Below are 21767 nucleotides of genomic sequence, written 5' to 3'. Positions count from 1 at the left end.
ATTGCCTACTGCTTTACCACCCGCCGAACCTCCGTCCGGTCGCCCACCCGAATCCGGAGCAGGTAAACCCCCGTCGGGAACGGACTTAGATCGACCTCGCGTGCGAAAGCCCCAAACGAACGCCCCGCCGACTCGTCCAGCACTGGTCGTCCCGACGCGTCGATCAGCTGGAGCGTTACGGCCGAACCGCCTTCCCACTGGCCACTGATGCGCAGGTAGCTGCTGGTTGGGTTGGGATAAACCGATACCGAGAGCGGAAGCACCGGTTCGCTGGCGGTCAGGATGGTTACCGTAATGACAGCCGTGCCGCTGGCGATACCCGTACCACACTGGCCGTTCGAAACCCCCGCCAGCCGGTACGTAACCGTGGTATCGGGCCGAATCCGAATGCGGTAGGGCGACTGGCCGGTCGTAACGGTCTGGCTGCCGCCCGGCCCGCTCACCGTAAAACTCCAGGGGGCGCTGCCGGTCAGGGCCACGCTTACCCCCGCCGAATCCCCCTTGATGATACTGGCCGTACCGGTCAGCGATGCGGTAGGCAGGGCCCTTACTACCAGCCTGGGGCCGCTGTTGACCAGCGTCAGGGCCGGCGACGTCGCTTCGACGTGCAGGGAGTACGAGCCCGCTTTCTGCACCTTCGGAACCGGCAGCGTCAGCTGGCCCTGAACGGCCGTTGTTTCGGTGAGCCGGGTCAGCTGGCCGGTGCTGTCGCGCAGGGAGAACACAAACCGGTTGTCGGCCGCCAGCTCCCCCACCCGCTCGTAACCAACGGTCCAGGAACTACCAGCGCACAGCAGGCTGTCGGTAGCGGTCAGTCCGCGCAGCCCGGGTTTGTAGCTCACCCGCACCTGCCCCGAAGCCGTACCGTACCCGCAAACGTTGTATACGCGCTGAATAGTAAACATACTGGCGGCCGTGGTGCTGGCGGGCGCCACGAACAGGCTCCCGTTGGCAAACCCATCGAGCAGCTGATTATCGCTCAGCCGCACCGAAAACACATCGCGGGCCAGACTGGCCACCTTCAGCTCGGCGCTGGTCTGATTAGGTTCCAGCTGAACGGCGGTCTGGCCATCGGGCGTGGTCAGGGTAACGTTGGGCGCGCTTCGCACGGTTATCGGGTTGGCCGTAGGCAGGCTGGTCAGGGTCAGGCTGCTGGTTCTGGCAACCACCCGCAGAAACAGGTTTTTCCCGATCATAGCCGTATCTACCGTTACCCGCAGGCCGGGCAGCACACCGGCGGTTGGCAGGTCGCGGTAGGTTCCGGTGGCGCTGTCGGTAGCGGCCTGTACAACCAGCGTGGCGCTGTCCGGAACGCGTCCTGCCGTTACGATCGGGACAGGTAGTTCGTTGCCAAGGCAGGCGTAACTGTTTACCGTTCCAATCTGCATCAGGAACGGCTGTACGGTCAGAGCTACGGTATTGCTGGCTGGTGCCGTGCTACAACCGTCGGTCAGGGTTTTCAGGTAATATGTGGCCGATGTCTGCGGAAACCGCTTCAGCGATACGAAAGTGGCGTTGGTCTGGCCTTTGGTGCCGTCGGAGAGTTCGTAGCGGAACGGCGGCTGCCCCTGAAAGCCAAGCACCAGCTCGGCCGATGCGCCCGGCAGGACTACGGTCGTAACGCCGTCGGTATAACCCGCCCGTCGATCGTCGGGGGTGATGGCCAGGGTTGCTTTCGGGGCAAACTCGGATACGTAGAAGCCCGTCTCGTTGCTGACCACGCCCGAGTCGGTAGCCACCAGCCGCAGCTTGTAGAAACTGGCCTCCTGCGGCACCCGGAACTGAAGCGTATCGGCCGCCGTACGAACCGTATCGACATAATTGCCGTAGAATGTACCAAGACCGTCAGACAGTTCGAGCCGGAACCGGTTGGCGGCCGTATAGGTACCCGACAGACCGAAACTTACCCGCAGCAGGCTACCCGGGCAATAAAGGCTGTCGGGTCGTTTCAGGTACAGCACCCGCTCATCGGGCTGGCGAACGTTGATCGTTACCTGCCCCTCGGTGGTGCCGACGCCACAGCTGTTGCGAACAGACCGAACGGTATAGGTCGTGGTTTTGTCGACAAACAGGTCGAAGCGAGCCACCTGGGTGTAGAAATCCTCGTCGGTTTTTACGCGTCGGGTGGTACTGTCAGACAGGGTAATCTCGTAATCGCGCCCGCCCGTTACCGTAACCTGGAAGTTAATGCCCTGAGGTTTGTCCAGCTCGGTACTGAAATTAGCCGGCAAGATGGCTCTGGGCACCGTACCGACATGAACCAGCCGGTTATGCACGACGCCAAACTGCGCCTGTTCGGCCCCGTCGGGGTAGCGAACCTGCACCGCATAAACGCCCGAATAAATATCGCCCTGCCCGGGGCCGGGCAGCACAACCGTCATCACCCGGTTTCGGATGCTGAGGACCGTACCGTAGCCGGTATACGAGCCCAGGTTACCGGTGGCGCTGGTGGGTGGTCCGATCAGAAACGCCCAGGCCGCCGGACTGGCCCCCAGCGCGGCCGAGTCGACCGACAGATACGCCCGGATGGTATCGCCCCCGCAAAATCGGTAGCTCGACAGCGAGTCGATCCGCACACTGGGCTGCACCGTAACCACCGCCGAGCCGCTGATGGTCCCCGCCGTGCCGCAGCCCGACGTCAGTCCGGTAACCCGGTAGGTGGTGGTGGTGTCAGGAAACAGGCTGACCGGTCGGAATATGGTCCGTTCCAGCCCCTCGGTCGGGACCTGACTTCCATCGCTCAGGTTGATGGAGATCGGGCCAATGCCGGTTACATCGAGCGTAACAACGGCTGGTTCGCCCCGGCGGATAGTGGTTGACCCGCGCAGGTTGACAATCGGTACCGGGTTGATGTTGATGGCCCCAGCGTAGGTACCGACTGCGCCTGCCGTCCGTAGCCGCAGCCGGTACGAACCCGGCACCAGCGTATCCGGTACGGTTAGCCGGAGGGGGCTGGCGGTGCCGCTTACGGGAATGCTCACAACGGCCGCGCTAACCCGGTTGATGAGGTCAGCCGTAACGACGCCGGTAGCCGAGAGCGGTTTTTCGGCCGAGAAATAAATCTGTAAGGAACCGCCGGGGCAGAGCGCCTGGGTCGATAGCTGGGTGATTAACAGGCCGGTTGTGTCGGCAGCTGGCTTGACAAGACTGTCCTGTGGCACAGCTATGGTCGGGAGTTTGACCATGCCAATCGCTTGTATCGAGAGGTTTACTCGTTGCAGCCCGGGCGCCAAAGCCGCCGGATGAGCCTGTGTGGTAACACACAGTAACCCAACCAGCAACCACAGTCCGCTGCAAACTTGTAAAAAATTTTTCATTTTGAATAAAGCGAATACCTGTAAAAGGAATTTACACCAAATATTACACCAAAAAGTAACTTGGGGCAATATATTATGATAAAATCTCTATTAAGGTAACACCCTACTCAAAATCGATACGCTATTCCGAAATGTACCTGAGTAAGCGGCAGCCCGACTGTACAGCCCGGTCGGTCCGGACATGCCAGACCGGCCGGACTGCAACGGCTATTGCCTGAGCAGAAAGGCCGTCAGATCAGCCAGTTGCTGGCCGGAAAGGCCCATCGCTTTGGGGTCGGGCATGAGGCTTGTCTTGTACTGTCGACGCGAATAAACCTGATCGGTCGGAACCGTATGCTTTTGTCCCGTCACCCCTTTCACGACGACCGACTGCTCTCCATCGCTGACCAGGAACCCGTAGTAAGTCTGCCCTTTTTTAGTTGTAATGAGCCAGGGCTCGTAGCCAAACGCAATCCCGGCGCTGGGGTTCACAATGGCGTCGAGCAGGGCGTTTTTGTCGAATTTCTGATGAATCTGGGTGAGTTCGGGCCCCACATCGTTGCCCTGCTGTTTGTAACGATGGCAGGTCGAGCAGTTGTTTTTGAAGACCGTCAGCCCGGATCTGGCGTCGCCGGTCAGCATGGCGATCTGGGTAATCGATTCGCTACTGGCCGGACTGGCCGACGGCGCACTGGCTACCGACGAAACCGGGCTGGCGGTCTCTACGGGGGCGGCTGGTTTGGGCGCAGACCGGCGGCTGAAGTATTCCTTCGCCATGGTTCGTACGCTCTGGTCGGGGTTTTTCAGGATGGCGTCGGCTACGTAGGTACGTAGGTTGTCGGGCAGTTTTTTGTCAGCGGCCAGACCGACTAGTATCTGCCCACCGGCCGCCGTACGGGCCATTTCCATCGCTACTTTCCGCTTTTCGGCGTCACTCCTGTACTCATCCAGCAGGATTTGCCGCTTGGCCAGCATCTTCTGCTCATCGGCCGATTGTTTCACCGGCATCACCTCGTCCCAGTTCAGCAGCGAGGCCCAGTCGTTACCGCGCCGGAAGCCCGTCCAGTACCGGGCCTGGTCGGCTACGTCTTTCTCCGGCGATTTGGTCAGCTCAACCATGGTCAGGGCCGCCGACTTGTCGTTAATGAACCCGAGTGCCGTAATGGCCTGCCGTCGGGCGTCGGCGGTAAGGGTCTGGGCTTCGGCGCGTTTTTTCAGCAGGGGAACCGCCGAGGCCGGATGCAGCTCCCAGACCAGGCTGGCTACGCGCTGATCCCACCGGGTAGGGTCCTGGGGCAGGGTCGGACGCAGATCGGCGAACAGGGCTTCTTCTTTTCCGCCAGCGGCTATACCGAGGGCATGCAGATAGTAACGATCCTGCCCGTCGTAGCCTTTGACCAGGTTCAGGAGTATGAAGCGGCAATCGGTGTAGGGTACATCCCGGATGGCGATGGCCACCTCGCGCCGAACAGCCGCGCTGGGGTCGAGCGCCAGGTTACCCAGCAACGGCAGCAACGCCCGCTGCGAGGTAGTCAGGCCCGGGTTGGACCTGGAATTTTCGGGGGTGATGCTGCGCAGGGCCCGGATGGCGGCTATCCGCATGGGTGCATCGGCCGCTTTCAGAAGCCGTTCGACTTCAAACTGTCCTTCGGAGCCCAGGTGCGCCATCATAAAAATAGCCCGCGCCCGATGGTACGGATTGCCCGACGACAGCAGGGCTTTTACCGGTTCGATCACGTCGTCGCCCTGTTGTTTGAGCGCTTCGAAACCAAGCACCCGTACGTTCACGGCCGGGCTGAGCAGCGCGGCAATCTGCCCCTGGGTGGTGCGTAAATCGAGCCGGGGCGCTCTCAGCCGACGCCCGCGCGGAGTTATCCGGTAGATACGCCCGTAGCCCTGCTGGTCCTGCATCTGGTGACCACCCACAACGGGGTCGTACCAGTCGGCAATGTAAAGAGCTCCGTCGGTACCCACGGCTATATCGCTGGGGCGGAACCACTTGCGGGTATCGCTGGTCTTATCGTTCCATTTGTAGTTCTCGTCTACCTTCGGAAAGGTGCTGATGAAGTCGGTGCGGGGCAGGCGGTACCCGGCTCCCCAGATGTCGGGTTTGTAGCTGAATATTACGTTCCGGCCCGCTTCGGCGCTTAGCAGCATGCCCCGGTAGGCAGGGCCCAGTTCGTCGCCTTCGTACACGACTACCCCCGTGGGCGAGCCCGCGCCGGTAATGTCGCCCACGGGCATCACGCCGGGGTCGTCCTGGTGCCAGTGGGCGGTCTGAATCGACTGATCGGGTCGCTGGTCGCCCTGCCAGTAGCGGGTGCCGTCGCTGCTGAAGTAGCCCGCATTGCCTCCTTCCATCAGCCAGCTCGTTCGGCAGGCCACCACCTGGTCGTCGTTATCGTTCTGCCACATGTTGCCGTACGAGTCGAGGGCGGTTTCGTAGTTGTTGCGAAAGTTGTGCCCCATCACCTTCAGGCCCGAGCCATCGGGGTTGATGCGCAGGGCCAGCCCGCCCACCCAGACGCGACCATCGTCGCTAACCTGATTGCCGTGGTTGATTTTGTTATAAGGCGTGCCACCAACGTAGAGGCTTCCCGAGCGGAGTGTCCAGCCGTCTTTGTCGGTGACTACGTGGGGGCCGGCATTTCCCGTGTTGAAGTAATACTTGCCATCGGGGCCGGCCACCAGGGCGTGGAGCGCATGGTCATGGTCGAGGCCGCCGAAGCCGGTCAGCAGCACCTCTTTGCGGTCGGGTTTATCGTCGCCGTTTTCGTCGGTGTATACCACCAGGCTGGGCGCGCAGGAGACAATAACCTTATTGCCGATGATCGCAATGCCGAGGGGCGACACCAGGTCCGGATCGGTCACGAACACCTTACTCGCGTCGGCCTTGCCGTCGCCATTGGTATCTTCCAGGATGATGACACGCTCACCTTCGGGGTGGTTCAGGCGCTGGTCGGCCTTGTTGTTAAACTTCCGGTAGTTGACCGCTTCGGTAACCCACACCCGGCCCCGGGCGTCGATATCCATGTTGGTCGGGTTATAAAACATCGGCGATTCGGCCCACAGCGTCGCTTCGAGGTCGTCGGGCAGGTACAGTCGGCTCGAATCGTCGCCCACCACAACGCTATGCTGCCGGCTGGGTTCGGCCGACGGAACCACAGTCGTTGTCAATTTCGGCTGAACAACCGGCGTCGCTACGGTCAGAAAACCCGCGACCAGCACAACCGGAAAAAGAGATTCGGAAAACGTTATTTTCATACGTACGTTAAGATTCAAATCAAAGAACCGCGACCGCCCGACAGGCGCATCTCAGGCGCATCGCCCTAAACCATCGCGCAGACAACGTAACCATCCGGATAGGTAGAGACGCGATCGCACCGGCGCCCCGGCCATCGCGTCTCATACGCGTCAGCAACAATTCCTTCCCCGGTAGGCAACACAATACCATCCGGACAGGTAGAGACGCGATCGCACCGGCGCCCCGGCCATCGCGTCTCATACGCGTCAGCAACAATTCCTTCCCCGGTATACCATCCGGACAAGAGACGCGAAGGCCGGGGCGCCGGTGCGGTCGCGTCTCTACTAGCCGAACAGGATTCGGACGGTTCGGTTGTTTTCGATGTAGCTGGCCAGGATCGGCTGCCCTTTCGGGATGGCTCCTTCGATCTGAAGCCAGCCCGTGTAGCCGATCTCGTCGAGTGTCTGGCGAACCTTCACCAGATCGATTTTGCCTTTGCCCAGCAGGAAGCCGTTCTCTTTCAGGTGTACTTCGCAGATCAGGTCGGTACCCAGCTCGCGCATCTCCCTGAAAATGTCGTAGCCCTCTACCGTTGCGTTGCAGACATCATAATACACTTTTACCGCCGGTGACCCCACAGCGTCGATCAGCGCCCGATGATCCGGCGCCGATAGCCACGACTCGATGCCCAGCGTTACGCCGGCTTTCTCCGCTTTGGGAGCTACTGCTTTCAGTTTATCGATAACTACCTGTTGACCTTTTTTGTCATTACGCAGATCATTATTCGAGAAAAAAGCCAATAATACGTTTTTGACCCCCAACGCCCGGGCCACGTCGATACTATCCTGCACCCAGGCATCGGTTCGGGGATCTGACTTGTACGGAATGGTGTTCAGTAGACCAATGGCCAGCCCACCGAAGCCAACGCCGGCCTGCCGGGCGGCTTCTTTATACGCTTGCAGAACCTCGGGTTTGCGGAGATGATCGTGGTCGGCGACCGTGTTGAGGCTAACCTGCACGCCGTCGAGACCGATCTGACGAGCCACGGCGAAGGCGTCGATAGCCCCTGCCGAACCGATCGACCAGTCGCAGGCACCAATGTTGAAGCGGCTGGTCGTTGCCAGCGCAGGACAGGCCAGCGCGGCTACGCCAAGGCCCAGAGAATAACGCAGCGCATCACGACGATTCATGAAGAAAAAATCATATAGGGTAAGGGATATCAAATATACGTAGTTCCGCCAATCTGCCTGACAGCCAGACAATGCCCTCAGGCGCGATAATTGTATAAGAGAGCAGGGCGGCTAACTTACCGCTTTGAAAGGGGTACAAAAAATTTTATCTGACTTCCAACCGTTTGCTAAAGCAGCGGGTCTTTGGAATTGTCAGCGTTGATATGCAGGATGAATATGCATTAGTCGAAGGGTGCCGTCGGCAGGACCGGATTGTACAGCGACAGCTCTATGAGCGGTTTGCCGGGAAGCTCTTTGTCGTATGCAAACGGTACATTAAGGACCCTGACGAGGCCGAAGACGTGTTGCAGGATGCGTTCGTGAAAGTGTTTCGGCACATCGACTCGTTCCGGTTCGAGTGTCCGCTGGAGGCCTGGCTGAAGCGGATCGTTATCAATACGGCGCTTAAGCACATCCGGAAACAAAAACCCTGGGAGCATGCGGCCGACGTGCAGGAGCTGGCTCCTGTTCTACCCCAGGCCGACCAGAGTCTGCCGACGCTGAACTATAAATACCTGCTGGAACTGATTCAGGAATTACCGCCGGGCTGCCGGGCGGTATTTAATCTATATGCCATTGAGGGTTACAACCATCCGGAAATTGCCGACATGCTCGACATTGCCGAGGGCACCTCAAAATCACAGTACGCCCGGGCCCGGAGCCTTCTTCAACAGAAACTACAACAGGATGGCCGAACTGCCGAAGGCCGGCCAATCTGAATGAACAACAACATAGATAATGAGTGACGAACGAAACATACCGGACGATCTGTGGCGGAAGGTCTTCGACGAGGCCGACGACGCACCCCCACCCCGCGTGTGGGATGCTATCGAACGGCGTTTGGACGAGTCCGACAAAACCGGCATCGTCCCGCTCTGGGGGGCAGGACCGGTCCTGTCGCGGCCGTTTGGCTGGGCCGCTGGCCTGGCAGCCGCCGTGGCGCTGCTACTAGTGGGCTGGTGGGTCATGCCTACCGAACAAAGCCGCCAGTCTGTCGCCACCCGGCAGTCGGCGGCTCCGGCTAACCCGACTACGCAGCCCGACCGCCAGCAACCAGGTCAGCCGTCTGTTGTCGGTTCGGCAACGGATGGTATGGCATCGACCAGCGCGCCCGCCAGTTCGCCCGTTGGGGCCGAGCAGCCTTCGTTGTCAGCCGCGTCTGAACCGAGCCCAACGGGATCGGTCAGCGGTCGTCGATTGTCCCGTCAGATGCCGACGCTGGCGTTGAACAGACCGCAGCGATCCACTCAATCTGCCCGGTCGGCCTCGGCCGTTTCCGCTACAGAAACGACTAATCCAGAGTCGGCGGCAGGTCCAGTGGCTACCGGCGCTACCCCACCGACTCTGGCCCTGACAGCGAGTCCGATGCCCGCCAACGCGTTTGACCGTCAGTCGACCATCCTGTCCGCCAACTCCGCAACGGCTGACCAGCTGACTTCGGCCAACTACGATCGGCTCGAAGGCCGGGGGCTGAAGCTTCGCGGTCCGGGCGCGATTCAGCGGATTGTCTGGTTCCGGCCCGCCGACCCGGCTGACGACATGCCGCTCGAGCAAACCACGAAACGGTCGGAGCGGTCGTTATGGGCGTCGGTCAGTGTGATGCCGGGCGCCTTCGACCCGGCCGTATCGACGCAGATCCCATCGGTCGTGCGGATGTCGGGCGTGGCTGCCAGCGCGACCTCGCCAACGGTATCGAGCCGGGCCAACTTCTCGATAGCCTACCAGGCTGCGGCCGGGGTTCAGCTCACCGAACACTGGTCGCTGGAGTCGGGCGTCGGGTACCTGGCCGGCCGGTCGACGGTCGACAGCCCCCGTCCGGCTAACGTCTACAGTTTGCAGATGGTCAACAATACCAGCAGTGCGGCCACCGTGGCCGGTACCAGTTCGCTCTATACCGATCTGCTGCGGAGCCAGCTGGGCCAGCCCTCGGTCACCAAAAACGGCAGCACCGCTCAGTTCGCCTACGACAACCTGATGAGCGCCAACCGGGCGGCCGATCCGAACAACTACGATATCCGCAACAGCCAGGCCGTTACCAACGACTATCAGTACATTCAGGTACCGATGCAGGTCGGTTACCAGCTCCGGCCGCGCAAGCGGCTGAGTATGGCCCTGCTGGGTGGTCTGCTCACTAACATCTTTGTCCGGAACACCGTAGCCGACGAACTGGTTATAACAGCAAAAGACGGTCTATACCGCCCCGTGTCGCTGGCGGCCACGATGGGAGCCCGGTTCCGCTACCGCCCGTCGCAGCGCTGGTCGGCCTCGGTAGCGGGGGTTTATCAGCCCTCGCTGAGTCCCGGTACGCCGGTCGACTCGCCCATACAGACCCGGCCAACCTCGACCGGTATGACGTTTGGTGTCGATTATCATTTCTGAACTGAGCCATGATCAAGCTACTTATAACCGCGTTTATGTCGGCGCTCCTGTTCGGTCAGTGTTCGAGCGTAGCGGAGCAGCCGCTTACCGATACGGCCCCGATCACAATCCGGACAGGCACCTCGTTTGGCATGTGCGTAGGCAACAGCTGCCGTAAAGATTATGTCTTCAACGGCACCAGCGTTACCCTTACCCAGGGTGGTACCCGTACGCAAACCCAGACGCCCGACAAGACCTGCGAACGAACCATCAGCGCGGCCGACTGGACTACCCTGCGCGCAGCCGCGGCCGACCTCGATGCGTTTCGCAAACAGCCGAACGTGATCGGCTGCCCCGATTGTGCCGACGGTGGGGCCGAATACATCGAGCTGGAACAAAACGACAGTCGCCATCGCGTTACCTTTCCGTTTGGCAAGACTATTCCGGGGTTCGAGCCGCTGGTCAACGCCCTCCGGCAGCAACGCGAGGCTTTCAGCGACTGTCCGTAAGTGTGAACCTGGCCGGTATCGGGTTGATCAGTACCCAATCGGATGCCTGCCCCTGACCCCTGTTAGCTATGAAAACGACCTCATTCTCAACACTTGCCCTGGCCATGGCTGGCTTTGTGCTGCTGGGGATTGGCTGTACCGATTCAACGCTGGCCCCCGATACCCAGACTCAGACGGGCCAGCTGAAAGTACCGGCCGCCTTTGCGGATCAAACAAACCGCTTTGCCTTCGATTTTGCCAAACGCGTAAGCCAGAAAGAAGGAACCGCCACGAATACGTTCGTATCGCCCCTGAGCCTGCACATGGCCCTGGGTATGATTCTGAACGGCGCCAACGGACAAACGGCTCAGGAGATCCAGAAAACGCTGAACCTCGATGCGCAGACGCTCAGCGAGGCCAACGCTACCTACCAGAACTTGATGGAAAACCTGCCTACCGTTGACCCTAAGGTGACGCTGGCGCTGGCCAACTCGGTCTGGAGCCGCAACACGTTTCCCGTCGAACCCTCGTTCCAGGCCCTGCTGAAGCAGTCGTTCAGGGCTGAGATACAGGCCGAGGACTTTACCAGTCCGGCTACCGTGGGCAAGATCAACGGCTGGGCCAGTCAGAAAACCAACGACCGGATTCCGAAGGTGATCGACCAGATTTCGGATCAGGATGTGCTGTTTCTGATGAATGCGCTGTACTTCAAAGGCGACTGGAAAACGGAGTTCAAGCCGGGCCAGACCATCGATGCGCCCTTTACGCTGACATCGGGCGGTCAGCGTACCGTTCGGATGATGCGGCTTAACACCACCCTGCGCCGGGCCTTCAAACCAACCTATACGGCGTTTGAGCTGCCCTACGGCGCCGGCAATTACGCCATGACGGTTTTGCTACCCAGCCAGAACACCTCCGCCGATGCCCTGATTCAGTCGCTGAACGGCGCCAGCTGGACCAGCCTCCAGAGCGAACTGACCAGCGGCACTATCGACATTGGCCTGCCCAAGTTCACCCTCAGCTACGAAATCAAGCTGAACGATGTCTTGACGGCGATGGGTATGCCAACCGCCTTTACGGATCGGGCCGACTTTACGAAGATAAACGCCAACGGCGGGCTGCTGCTGAGCTTTGTTAAACAGAATACGTTTGTGGCAGTTGATGAAAAAGGCACGGAAGCCGCAGCCGTCACGACCGGTGGCATCTCGGTCACGTCTGCGCCCCTATCGTATCTTTGCGACCGGCCGTTCGTATTCGTCATTCACGAGAAAACGAGCGGCACCGTACTCTTCGTCGGTAAAATAGCCGACCCGACCCAAACGGCTCCCTAACCGGGGGCATACCGCATGAAATCGCTTCTCCTTCTGTCGTTAACCTGGCTGCTGATCGGCGCCTGCCAACGGGGTGAACACGTACTGCCCGAGAACGTGGCCCAACTGGTAGGCACCTGGCAACTCCGCGAACCGGCGTCGCCCTATCCGGTAACGTTACAGCTGGCGCTCGATACCGCCAACCCACCCGACGACGTGACGCCCTTTCTGACGAGCGGTAAGTCGGCGGTGAATACCTACTCGGGCCGGATGTCGGCTGCGCTGGACGGGATGATGATCGTTACGCGGCTGAGTACTACCGAGATGGCGGGGTCGACCGATGCCATGCAGTTTGAAGACGTTTATTTCAAGAACCTGAAGTCCGTAGTTCGTTTCGACATCACCAGCACCAACCGGCTCCGGCTGTACTTCGGTACTCCGCAGCCGGGCGTGCTGGAGTTTGACAAAACACAATAGCCATGAAAGCGCTGGTATTGGTATGCCTCGCAGCTCTGACCATGTCATTTTCGGGCTGTGAGCGCAACACAGACACCGTAGTCCCCGCCAACGCGGAACAGCTGACCGGCAACTGGACGCTGCTTGAGGCCGACTATCCGGTAACGCTCCTGATCGAGCGCGGCATGCAAACCTGGGAACGGGAACCCGACAAGGCATTCCGGCTGTCGGGCGAGTCGTCGGTCAACCTGTATACGACAACTCTGACGTACAAAGACCCCGCTGCTGCCGACATAACGATAGGTCCCGTTTCCAGCACCAAACGCGCCGGACCGCCCGAAGCGCTGGCGTTCGAGCTGACCTATTTCAATCGCCTGCAGGCGGTTACGCGCTACGAACTGACCAGCCAAAACCGGCTGCGGCTGTTCTATACGCAGGATAACGAACGTGGGGTACTGGTGTACGAAAAACGCTGATCGGTATGAAACTGACACGCCTGAGTTTGTTCATGCTCGGTACGCTTTTGGCCTGTACGCAGACGAAGAGTACCGACCCGATTGACAGCCAGCTGCCGGGTACCTGGGCGCTGGTTCGGACCACCTATGGCTTAACCCAGTTGAGCGTTACTCCTGCGCAGACCGGCCGCTCCGAAACGCTGACCTTCACTGCCGATGGCACATACCGGCGGGTAATCAGCGGCACCAGTCCGCAACCCGATCAGAGTGGTCGGTATTATACGGGTAACAACCCCGGCAGCACCGCCGAGAAGCAAGCCATTTTTTACCCGGACGAACAGACCGCCCAGCCCTATTCTTTCCGGGATGGCCATCTGTTTCTGTACGAACGACAGCCGATAGGCGCAACCATAGCCGACGGCTCGACCTACGAGTTTAAACGACAATGATTTCTGTACTTTTTGTGTAAGATTACGATTGCCCGGCCGTAGTAAAGACAGCCGGGCAATTTATTTTTCAGTCGGTTCCAACGGTTCTATCGGGTTCAGAGTCATGGGGTTTATTAACCTGATATCCATCCTTCTATGAAACCGAAACCTTTACTCTTCCTGCTGGTACTGCCCTGGCTGGCCATTACCAGCTGCACCGACAACTGCCGCGAGACCCGCACCTACCGGCGTTACACACCCGTTTCGTTTACCGGCACCCAGATTCGGCAGGGCGTTGGCGTCGAAGCAGCCCGCGCGCTGGTCAAGCCCGGCAAAATCTACACGAAAGATGGCTACCTGTTCATCAACGAACTGAAAGAGGGTATCCACCTCATCGACAACCGGAACCCGTCGGCTCCCAAAACCGTCGCGTTTCTGCGCGTGCCGGGCAACGGCGACATCGCCATCCGGGACAACATTCTCTACGCCGACAGCTACATGGACCTGGTCACGTTCGACATCAGCGACCTGGCGGCCATCCGGCCCGTCAAACGCCTGGCCAATGTGTTTCCGAGCGGCATGTTTGAGGGCGGTTACTGGTCGTATAACAGCCAGAACGATATGGTCTACGATCAGCGAGTAGACTACGTAACCGAAACCATTTCGACCAACTGCGAAGAAGCGCCCGCTCCCAATGGATTCTGGCGCGGAGGGTTTATGATGTTTGCGCAGACCGCCAACTTCGATGCCACCAAAGCGACCAACACCACCAACGGCGTGGCCGGCTCAATGGCGCGGTTTGCCCTCTACGACAACTACCTGTATGCGGTCAGCAACTCCGATATGCAGCTGTTCAATATCCAGAATCCGGCCGAGCCAAAACTGGGCAATAAAATTCAGATGGGCTGGGGTATCGAAACCATCTTCCCCTACAAAGACAAACTGTTCATTGGCTCGCAGTCGGGCATGTACATCTACGACAATGCCAATCCCGAAAAGCCGGTTCAGCTGTCGGTCTTTCAGCACGCCCGCGTCTGTGATCCGGTGGTCGTGAACGATAACATTGCCTACGTGACGCTACGATCGGGCACCACCTGCCAGGGGTTCACCAACCAGCTCGACGTTGTAGATATCTCGAACCTGAGCAGCCCGCGGCTGATCAAAAGTTACCCCATGCGCAATCCGCACGGGCTGGGTATCGATTACCCGAACCTGTTCATCTGCGAAGGTGCCTACGGCCTCAAATCGTTCAACGCCAGCGATCCGCTCGCCATTGACCGCAACCAGCTACAGCACCTCGAGGGTATGAACGCCTACGACGTGATTCCGATGGGCGGGGTGTCGGCCAGCAAATCGCTGCTGATGATCGGTAAAGACGGCTTCTATCAGTACGACTACAGCAACCCGCGTCAGCTGCGGCTGCTGAGCCGGATTCCGGTTAGCGCTCCCTCCTATTACTAACCCCTTCCCACCATGAAGTTCATCACTGGTATAGGCCTGGCAGTCCTGATCGGGCTGCTGGGTACCCCGGCTACGGCCCAGATCGATCTACCTCGCCGACCGTTCGTCAATTATACCGAGCTGGGCGGCCTGTTTGGGCGGGTGGCCTACACCCAGACAGCTACCGGACCCGACGTAACGGTCGAGAATAAAGTCAGCTTCACGGCGCAGACGTTCAACGGCGTTCAGCTGACCAGGCAGCTGGCCGTTGGTGGCGTGGTTGGCATCGACTGGTACCGGGCAGCGCTGCTGATGCCCGTCGGGGCCGGCATCCGGTTCGATTTTGTCCGGCATCCGCGCAAAAACGTCCGTCTGTTTGGTATGGCCGATGCGGGCTACGGCTTCGCGTGGCTTCACCAGGGGTCTACCGGTTACGAAACCAACGGGGGGCTGATGCTCAATCCCGGCCTGGGTCTGCGCCTGGGCCGACCAGCCAGTTCGGCCTTTATTTTGACCGTTGGCTATAAACGTCAGTATGTTTTTGTGCAGAAGCCGATTAGCGGTGACGTAATCAGCCGGAATGAGTCCAGATTGTATAACCGCCTGACCATTCGGGCCGGTGTGTCATTTTAAAGAAACAATATCTGTAACTATGCGTTGCTTTACATAGTTGCCAGCAACTAGCATCACTACTCGACAAATATGAAAAAGTTTATAATGGCAGTATGTGGCCTCGCGCTTTTCGCTACAGGTTATCAGTATACGCGCCGACAGGCGGCTTTTATGGCCGCTCACACCAATCCGATTCAGGCTACGTATAATGACGTTAGTTCGACAACGGCCCCACCTGAACAGTTACGAAATACGCTGACGTTCCGGCTCATCAAACCATCCTGATTGGTTGAAGTAGCCGGTATATCCCCGACCCTCTAAGAGCTTGTTTAGGGAAGACACGTACTGATTATAGTAGGCTCGAAGGGCATCCCTTTTACCCCCAGCCGTCTCTTTTGAGCTTGTTTGGAGAGGATATTTGCGGACGTTAATCGGCTCCAATGGCGGCTGAGTTACACCCCATAATTAGCTGCATAAAAAAAGGGAGAACCGCTGTGGTTCTCCCTTTTTTTATAGGAATGGCTTGATGACTTAGGCCATGGCAAACTTGTTCTGATTCCGTTTGCGCTCGTTCTCGTCTAGGAAGATCTTGCGAATCCGCATCGACTTCGGTGTCACTTCCAGGTACTCATCTTTCTGGATGTACTCCATCGATTCTTCCAGCGACAGGGCGATTTTCGGCGCGATCTTCACGTTCGTGTCCGAACCCGACGCGCGCATGTTGGTCAGCTGCTTGGCGGTTTGTACGTTCACCACGATATCGTTCTGGCGGTTGTGTTCGCCGATAACCATACCGGTGTAGACTTCGTCGCCCGGCTCGATGAAGAACACACCCCGATCCTGGAGTTTGTCGATCGAATAAGCCGTGGCGGTACCGCTGGTCATGGAAATCAGCGAGCCGTTGATCCGCTCGGGGATAGGCCCTTTAAACTCCTGATATTCCTTGAACCGGTGCGACATAACGGCTTCCCCGTAGGTAGCGGTCAGCACGTTGGAACGCAGCCCGATCAGCCCCCGCGATGGGATGTCGAACTCCAGGTGTTGCAGGTCGCCTTTCGGCTCCATGATCAGCAGTTCGCCTTTCCGTTGCGTAGCCAGCTCGATTACTTTACCGGCGGTTTCTTCGGGAACATCAACGACCAGCGTCTCGATCGGCTCCAGTTTCTGACCGTTTTCGTCTTCTTTGTACAGCACCTGTGGCTGACCGACCTGTAGTTCGTACCCTTCGCGACGCATGGTCTCGATCAGGACTGACAGGTGAAGAATACCCCGACCATAGACCAGGAAGCGGTCTTCGCTGTCGGTGGGTTCAACGCGCAGGGCCAGGTTCTTCTCGATCTCCTTGTACAGGCGGTCGCGCAGGTGACGCGAGGTCACGAACTTACCTTCCTTACCGAAGAAGGGCGAGTTATTGATCGTGAAGAGCATGTTCATCGTCGGCTCATCGACCGAGATACGAGTCAGTGCTTCGGGGTTTTCGATATCGGTCAGCGTATCGCCAATCTCGAACTCTTCCAGACCCGTTACAGCGCAGATGTCTCCGCAGGCTACTTCCGTAGCTTTCAGTTTACCAAGTCCTTCAAACGTCTGAAGTTCTTTGATTTTCACTTTCTTGATCGTACCATCTGCTTTTGCCAGGGCCATGTTGGCGCCTTCTTTCAGCGTACCGCGATGCACCCGGCCGATGGCAATCCGACCTACGAAGGCCGAATAGTCGAGCGAGGTAATCTGCATCTGGGGCAGACCTTCGTTCATCGGTGCTGCCGGAATGGTGTCAACGATGGTATCGAGCAGGTAGGTAATGTTGTCGGTCGGCGTTTTCCAGTCCGGTCCCATCCACCCCTGTTTCGACGAGCCGTAAACGGTCGGGAAGTCGAGCTGGTCTTCGGTAGCGCCCAGGTTGAACATCAGGTCGAACACCTGCTCGTGAACCTCGTCGGGCCGGCAGTTTTCTTTGTCGACTTTGTTAACGATCACGATTGGTTTGAGACCAAGCGCCAGCGCCTTGCCCAGTACGAAGCGCGTTTGCGGCATCGGCCCTTCAAAGGCATCGACCAGCAGACAAACGCCGTCGGCCATTTTCAGCACGCGCTCTACCTCACCGCCGAAGTCGCTGTGGCCCGGGGTATCGATGATGTTGATCTTAACGTCTTTGTACCGCACCGATACGTTCTTGGAAACGATGGTGATACCCCGTTCGCGTTCGAGGTCGTTGTTATCGAGAATCAGGTCGCCAAATTCCTGATTGTCCCGAAAGAGCTTCGACGCGTGAATAATTTTGTCGACCAGTGTCGTTTTGCCGTGGTCAACGTGGGCAATGATGGCTATATTGCGGATGGATTGCATACTCCTCTATTTCAAACCGCAAAGATACGAAAAAGTAAGCTGATAAACAGATTTTTACAATTTATTAATGTCATTTGAGCGAATAAGGGCCTGTCTCTCTTTTTATTGTTCTATTTTACTATTTTTATAGATTATACCAGTACGTCAGCTCCGGGCAGGTGAACCAGTCTCATCACTCTGGCACCAGCCGATCTCGTTTCAGCTGCCCCAAAAAGCCAATTGCATCAACAAGTTCCACCAGACCAGGGCGGCCAGCCGCTCGTTGACTCTCAACACCCGGAATTTACGGAACAGGCGCGGTAATCTCGATAAGCTTTTCACGAAGCAGATCATCCAGAAACTGCACTAACTCCTGCTGACACACCACGGCGTCGACCTCGAACTCATCGAGCAGTTTTTGCCGAATCTGCCCGACTGTCATTCCCTTGTTGGCCTGAAGCAGCGACCAGATAAACCCACCCATTTCGTTCAGCTCGTAATACATACCGGCCTCGTACTGCAAAACGATGGTTTCTTCGCCAAGAACAGACGATGACTGGTTCGACACGAGTTGAACAGGGGTATCCGGATGTAAGAACATTTTCGTAAGAAAGAGGAAAAGTCCAGGTGGGTGCGGCCGGTAGTACGGTTATCCAAATGAGCCGAACCCATCGACATTGGACCCTACTTTCAGGGTTAGTTTTTTGACGTTTCCCAGTGTTTTCAGCTTGGGTGTTTTGTACGCTTTTTTGGGCGACCCGCCGGGCGGCCTGGTTTCTTTTGGATGCATATAACTATAAGTGGCTGACAGACTGCTGCCTGGGTGCTCGTTTTCCAGACTCGTCCAGCGCGCCGGTGATGACGTACAGCGCCGACAAGCGTTGTTGCAACCGGATCATTCGGACTATCCAGAAAGCGATCAGCTTCGGCAGTCGGGTAGGCGTATATCGTGTCGATCCAGACGCAACAGCACTGAGACGGCCAGATGAGCGGTAAGTTTCCCGTTGAGCTCAGTTTCTGTTAACCGATAGGGGATGAATTCGCCGGCGGGTTGCAGGTTCGTAAGGCTTGCCCCATCTAACCCAAGGCGGCTACCGGGTCGGAGTGGGCCGGCGTTTGACAGGCGACGCAAGCGGGGCAAATTGCTTTATCGGTCGGCAAAAGCAGGAAACATAGGGCTCTGAATTGAGTTTAGCTTACTAAGTTTGTCCCGTCAACGGACTGGTGGCACCGATAAACCGGGTTAAAAAACGGCCCATACCACCCGTAATCTGATAGTTGTCTGCTCCACAACAGGCTTAGTTAGCCTGACTAGTAATGATTTATAACCGAGTGCTAATGACCTTTCTTCTTTCGTTCACTTGTCTTCTCCCGCTTCGTTATGGCAAGTGAGCTTTTTAACCGCCGGGATGTTCTAGCGTATTTTATTGTGGCGGCTATTGGAGCCACGGTGCAGCTGCTGGCGGGCAGTTTATTGCAGGAGTGGTTTCGGGTCAGTTACCGGGAGGCCCTGTTTATTGGCTATATCGTCGCTTTTCTGGTCGGGTTTGTGCTCACCAAGCTGTTTGCCTTCAACGCCCGCAACTCGGCCCAGACCCAGCGCGAAGCCATCAAGTTCACGATGGTTTCTATCGTTTCCTGCCTGATTACCGTCTACGGGGCGTCCTGGCTTTACGACTTTTCGGTCAGCCGGGCGGAGCCGTTCACCCTCCTGATTCCATTTTCGGTGAAGGCCGTCAACCTGAACAAACTGGGTTCGCAGGTCTTTGGGATGGGGCTTAGCTTTATCAGCAACTACATCCTGCACAAGCGATTTACGTTTCGCGACACGGGCTTTTACGATAAGCTGAAAGCGCTGCTGAATCTGTAATCAGCACGAATTAGACGTTCATTATCAGCGATTTGACGCACCACTCGCTATTTTTATTTTATCTGCCCCACATACAGCGACAGATTCAGCCCGACCAATGCCCCGCCAACCGTATAGTTTCTATTCATAACGCGAATAAAATCTATTATTCTACAAGAGTAAGATTTCTTCGGTGGTTTCAACCCCGGTTGTCGTCAGGATACGGTAGCCGACTGTCGGGGCTGCCCGAATTTGTAGTGGCTGTCGTAGCCCAGGCCCAGGCCAACGCTGGAGAGTTTGTTCTGATCGGCAATGTCGGCCTTCGGAAACAGCTGGCTGAAAGCTGCCTGCACCGACCGTACTTCGGTAGAGCCGCCAGTGAGAATAACCAGATCGATATCGGCCGCTCCCACACCGGCCTGCTGCAAACACGCCCGGGCCGAATCCATAATCTGCTCAACCTGCTCGTCGATAGCTTCTTCGAACAACTGTCGGCCAATGGGTAATACAAAATCCGGCTCGATGAAATCGAAGATGGCCTGATGAGACGGCTCATCTGACAGGGCAATTTTAGCGTCTTCGGCGGCCGCCAGCAGCATATGTCCCGTTTCCTGCTCAAGTACCGATACCAGCCGCCGGTAGCGTGGCTTATCGTGCGACTCGTGGAGCAGCTGCCGCGTCTGCATCAGCACCTTGGGCGTATAGAGGAAGTTTACCTTACTCCACTCGGCCAGGTCATGAAAAGGCTTGAGCGGCACCTCGAGGTGTTTGGCGCCATAGGTAGTCCGGTAGCCCAGCTCGGGCATAATTCCCGCCAGGCTCAGCGCTTTATCAAAATCATTTCCGCCGATCCGAACGCCGGTATTGGCCAGAATATCGGACGACCGGTCGGGCTTATGAATGTACTGCTTCGATAGCCGGATCACCGTAAAGTCAGACGTACCTCCGCCCAGGTCGGCAACGATGGCTAGTTTCTCTCCACTGATCCGGGCTTCGTGGGCAAAGGCAGCCGCAATTGGTTCGTACTGAAAATCAATGTGTTTAAATCCGATCCGGCGAGCAATTACCTCCAGTTCGGCCTGCGCCTGGGTATCGGCCGAGGGGTCGTTATCGACAAAATGAACAGGTCGGCCCATCACCACATTTTCGATACTGCTGCCCGCCTGGGCGTCGGCCTTATCTTTCAGATGCCGGAGAAAAGCGGTGATGATGATGCTGAAATTCATGGGTGTGCCGTTGACCTGCGTACCCTGTTTCATGAGTGACGTGCCCAGCACCCGTTTCAGACTTCGCATAAACCGGCCATCCTGCCGGTCGAAGAAGGCGTTGACAGCGGCCCGCCCGTACAGCGCCCGGTTGTCGGTGCGCCGAAAAAAAATAGCACTCGGAATGGTTACGTGTGATTCTTCGACCGGTACCAGACTGATTGTACCGGCCTGGTCGATGGCGATGGTTGAGTTGGAGGTACCAAAATCGATTCCGCAGGAAATTGCTGTCATTCGTTTACGCTAAACGCCCTTTTCAGATAACTGGCCCGTTTTGTTCTGCTTACCCGATTGGGCAAGCTTAAAATTAACCACTACGCGCTAAAGTCAGCGCGCTGGTCAGAAGAATTACCACGGGCCAGTGGTTCAGCGCAGCCCCTACTGCCTGAGACCCGGCATCTTAGGCAAAGCGGCTGAGACGTGCGGCTTCGGATACCTACGCCCTAAGAGTTTTTTGGGGAAGATGCTGCGGACTTTAGTCGGCTCTATGGGCTGCCGTTTCACCCCCCAGCCCCCTAAAGGGGGAGCTCATTCGGCGGAGCTAACTCCCCCTTTAGGGGGCTGGGGGGTGAAACGGTAGCCATTCGGGCAAGTGGAATTCACATCAATTCATTCCCCAAAACAACCTCTAACGGGCAATGGACGTGCCGGAAGCCGACAAGTGGGGAGAAGGGCTTATCGAAACAGACAGAAAAAGGAACGGACGCAGCGTATTCTATATGCATCCCGATAAAACTGAGTGATCTTCGGAGCCTGTTATCCTAGATACGACTAGTGGTTAGGGCAGCCGCAGGGGTTTTTCTTGCGAAACAGACCGGTATTGAACAGGCCACCCCGTTTGGGTTTGTAACCTTTGCGCTTGCGTTTGAAGATAGCCGCTTCGGTAGGGGCCTTACCAGCCGAGGCCCTGGTTTCGAGCGGGACCTCCACCAAAATGACCGAAGCCACCAGGGCTATCAGTAACGTTGTCTTCTTCATAGTATCAACCTGTTTTGTCAGTAACGAAATTAGG

19 protein-coding genes are annotated in these 21767 nt (G+C 57.6%); 11 read left to right on the top strand and 8 right to left on the bottom strand.

What is annotated here, in order from left to right:
- Positions 1-5 precede the first annotated feature (5 nt).
- The 3 genes from EQG79_RS18210 to EQG79_RS18200 form a co-directional block, all read right to left on the bottom strand.
- Positions 6-3185, bottom strand: coding sequence for a T9SS type A sorting domain-containing protein (locus EQG79_RS18210; protein WP_165358921.1), 3180 nt, complete (start codon positions 3183-3185; stop codon positions 6-8).
- Between the two features lie 339 nt (positions 3186-3524).
- Complete coding sequence (locus tag EQG79_RS18205; protein WP_129603060.1) at positions 3525-6560, bottom strand: PVC-type heme-binding CxxCH protein; 3036 nt, start codon at positions 6558-6560, stop codon at positions 3525-3527.
- A 324-nt stretch (positions 6561-6884) separates the two neighbouring features.
- Positions 6885-7730, bottom strand: a complete 846-nt coding sequence (locus tag EQG79_RS18200; protein ID WP_129603057.1) for a sugar phosphate isomerase/epimerase family protein — start codon at positions 7728-7730, stop codon at positions 6885-6887.
- 203 nt (positions 7731-7933) lie between these two features.
- On the opposite strand from EQG79_RS18200, the gene EQG79_RS18195 reads away from it, so the two are divergent.
- The 10 genes from EQG79_RS18195 to EQG79_RS18150 all read left to right on the top strand — a co-directional run bounded on the left by EQG79_RS18195 (position 7934) and on the right by EQG79_RS18150 (position 15601).
- Positions 7934-8488: an RNA polymerase sigma factor gene (locus tag EQG79_RS18195; RefSeq protein WP_077924229.1), complete on the top strand. Its 555-nt coding sequence runs from the start codon at positions 7934-7936 to the stop codon at positions 8486-8488.
- Between the two features lie 19 nt (positions 8489-8507).
- On the top strand, positions 8508-10148 hold the full coding sequence (locus EQG79_RS18190) for a hypothetical protein (protein WP_077924185.1): 1641 nt from the start codon (positions 8508-8510) through the stop codon (positions 10146-10148).
- 8 nt (positions 10149-10156) lie between these two features.
- Positions 10157-10636: a hypothetical protein gene (locus EQG79_RS18185; protein WP_240699388.1), complete on the top strand. Its 480-nt coding sequence runs from the start codon at positions 10157-10159 to the stop codon at positions 10634-10636.
- A gap of 68 nt (positions 10637-10704) precedes the next feature.
- Positions 10705-11946 (top strand): serpin family protein, encoded by a 1242-nt coding sequence (locus tag EQG79_RS18180; protein WP_129603055.1) that lies wholly within the window; start codon positions 10705-10707, stop codon positions 11944-11946.
- A gap of 15 nt (positions 11947-11961) precedes the next feature.
- The gene (locus tag EQG79_RS18175; protein WP_077924187.1) at positions 11962-12402 is read left to right on the top strand and encodes an META domain-containing protein; all 441 of its coding nucleotides are present in this window, start codon (positions 11962-11964) and stop codon (positions 12400-12402) included.
- A 2-nt stretch (positions 12403-12404) separates the two neighbouring features.
- Positions 12405-12857, top strand: a complete 453-nt coding sequence (locus EQG79_RS18170) for an META domain-containing protein (protein ID WP_077924188.1) — start codon at positions 12405-12407, stop codon at positions 12855-12857.
- A gap of 5 nt (positions 12858-12862) precedes the next feature.
- Positions 12863-13285 carry a hypothetical protein gene (locus EQG79_RS18165; protein WP_129603053.1) on the top strand — a complete coding sequence of 141 codons (423 nt, stop codon included), beginning with the start codon at positions 12863-12865 and terminating at the stop codon, positions 13283-13285.
- Positions 13286-13420: 135 nt separating this feature from the next.
- Complete coding sequence (locus tag EQG79_RS18160; protein ID WP_129603051.1) at positions 13421-14725, top strand: LVIVD repeat-containing protein; 1305 nt, start codon at positions 13421-13423, stop codon at positions 14723-14725.
- Between the two features lie 12 nt (positions 14726-14737).
- Positions 14738-15337, top strand: a complete 600-nt coding sequence (locus tag EQG79_RS18155) for a hypothetical protein (protein ID WP_077924191.1) — start codon at positions 14738-14740, stop codon at positions 15335-15337.
- A gap of 69 nt (positions 15338-15406) precedes the next feature.
- Positions 15407-15601, top strand: a complete 195-nt coding sequence (locus EQG79_RS18150) for a hypothetical protein (RefSeq protein WP_129603049.1) — start codon at positions 15407-15409, stop codon at positions 15599-15601.
- 246 nt (positions 15602-15847) lie between these two features.
- Here the strand turns inward: EQG79_RS18150 and typA are convergent, their stop codons facing one another.
- From typA to EQG79_RS31050, 3 genes are all read right to left on the bottom strand, one after another.
- Entirely contained in the window at positions 15848-17662 is a 1815-nt protein-coding gene (gene typA / locus EQG79_RS18145; RefSeq protein ID WP_077924192.1) for a translational GTPase TypA, read from the bottom strand.
- Between the two features lie 283 nt (positions 17663-17945).
- Complete coding sequence (locus EQG79_RS18140; RefSeq protein WP_129603047.1) at positions 17946-18242, bottom strand: PqqD family peptide modification chaperone; 297 nt, start codon at positions 18240-18242, stop codon at positions 17946-17948.
- 48 nt (positions 18243-18290) lie between these two features.
- On the bottom strand, positions 18291-18431 hold the full coding sequence (locus tag EQG79_RS31050) for a hypothetical protein (RefSeq protein WP_165358920.1): 141 nt from the start codon (positions 18429-18431) through the stop codon (positions 18291-18293).
- Positions 18432-19022: 591 nt separating this feature from the next.
- Here EQG79_RS31050 and EQG79_RS18135 point away from each other — a divergent pair.
- Positions 19023-19511: a GtrA family protein gene (locus EQG79_RS18135; protein ID WP_077924194.1), complete on the top strand. Its 489-nt coding sequence runs from the start codon at positions 19023-19025 to the stop codon at positions 19509-19511.
- Between the two features lie 194 nt (positions 19512-19705).
- Here the strand turns inward: EQG79_RS18135 and EQG79_RS18130 are convergent, their stop codons facing one another.
- Positions 19706-20989: an Hsp70 family protein gene (locus tag EQG79_RS18130; protein WP_129603045.1), complete on the bottom strand. Its 1284-nt coding sequence runs from the start codon at positions 20987-20989 to the stop codon at positions 19706-19708.
- Positions 20990-21526: 537 nt separating this feature from the next.
- Positions 21527-21733: a hypothetical protein gene (locus EQG79_RS18125; protein ID WP_077924197.1), complete on the bottom strand. Its 207-nt coding sequence runs from the start codon at positions 21731-21733 to the stop codon at positions 21527-21529.
- Between the last annotated feature and the right edge of the window lie 34 nt (positions 21734-21767).

Origin of the sequence: Spirosoma sordidisoli (assembly GCF_004138325.1) — a bacterium.
Lineage (GTDB): Bacteria > Bacteroidota > Bacteroidia > Cytophagales > Spirosomataceae > Spirosoma > Spirosoma sordidisoli.
Note: the sequence above shows the minus strand (reverse complement) of the source record. Positions and strands in the feature narration are given on the sequence as shown.

Coding starts and splice junctions, on each gene's coding strand:
- EQG79_RS18165 (WP_129603053.1), top strand. CDS start 12,863: ATGAAACTGACACGCCTGAGTTTGTTCATGCTCGGTACGCTTTTGGCC.
- EQG79_RS18135 (WP_077924194.1), top strand. CDS start 19,023: ATGGCAAGTGAGCTTTTTAACCGCCGGGATGTTCTAGCGTATTTTATT.
- EQG79_RS18175 (WP_077924187.1), top strand. CDS start 11,962: ATGAAATCGCTTCTCCTTCTGTCGTTAACCTGGCTGCTGATCGGCGCC.
- typA (WP_077924192.1), bottom strand. CDS start 17,662: ATGCAATCCATCCGCAATATAGCCATCATTGCCCACGTTGACCACGGC.
- EQG79_RS18140 (WP_129603047.1), bottom strand. CDS start 18,242: ATGTTCTTACATCCGGATACCCCTGTTCAACTCGTGTCGAACCAGTCA.
- EQG79_RS18125 (WP_077924197.1), bottom strand. CDS start 21,733: ATGAAGAAGACAACGTTACTGATAGCCCTGGTGGCTTCGGTCATTTTG.
- EQG79_RS18190 (WP_077924185.1), top strand. CDS start 8,508: ATGAGTGACGAACGAAACATACCGGACGATCTGTGGCGGAAGGTCTTC.
- EQG79_RS18150 (WP_129603049.1), top strand. CDS start 15,407: ATGAAAAAGTTTATAATGGCAGTATGTGGCCTCGCGCTTTTCGCTACA.
- EQG79_RS18155 (WP_077924191.1), top strand. CDS start 14,738: ATGAAGTTCATCACTGGTATAGGCCTGGCAGTCCTGATCGGGCTGCTG.
- EQG79_RS18180 (WP_129603055.1), top strand. CDS start 10,705: ATGAAAACGACCTCATTCTCAACACTTGCCCTGGCCATGGCTGGCTTT.
- EQG79_RS31050 (WP_165358920.1), bottom strand. CDS start 18,431: ATGCATCCAAAAGAAACCAGGCCGCCCGGCGGGTCGCCCAAAAAAGCG.
- EQG79_RS18200 (WP_129603057.1), bottom strand. CDS start 7,730: ATGAATCGTCGTGATGCGCTGCGTTATTCTCTGGGCCTTGGCGTAGCC.
- EQG79_RS18130 (WP_129603045.1), bottom strand. CDS start 20,989: ATGACAGCAATTTCCTGCGGAATCGATTTTGGTACCTCCAACTCAACC.
- EQG79_RS18160 (WP_129603051.1), top strand. CDS start 13,421: ATGAAACCGAAACCTTTACTCTTCCTGCTGGTACTGCCCTGGCTGGCC.
- EQG79_RS18205 (WP_129603060.1), bottom strand. CDS start 6,560: ATGAAAATAACGTTTTCCGAATCTCTTTTTCCGGTTGTGCTGGTCGCG.
- EQG79_RS18170 (WP_077924188.1), top strand. CDS start 12,405: ATGAAAGCGCTGGTATTGGTATGCCTCGCAGCTCTGACCATGTCATTT.
- EQG79_RS18185 (WP_240699388.1), top strand. CDS start 10,157: ATGATCAAGCTACTTATAACCGCGTTTATGTCGGCGCTCCTGTTCGGT.
- EQG79_RS18210 (WP_165358921.1), bottom strand. CDS start 3,185: ATGGTCAAACTCCCGACCATAGCTGTGCCACAGGACAGTCTTGTCAAG.
- EQG79_RS18195 (WP_077924229.1), top strand. CDS start 7,934: ATGCAGGATGAATATGCATTAGTCGAAGGGTGCCGTCGGCAGGACCGG.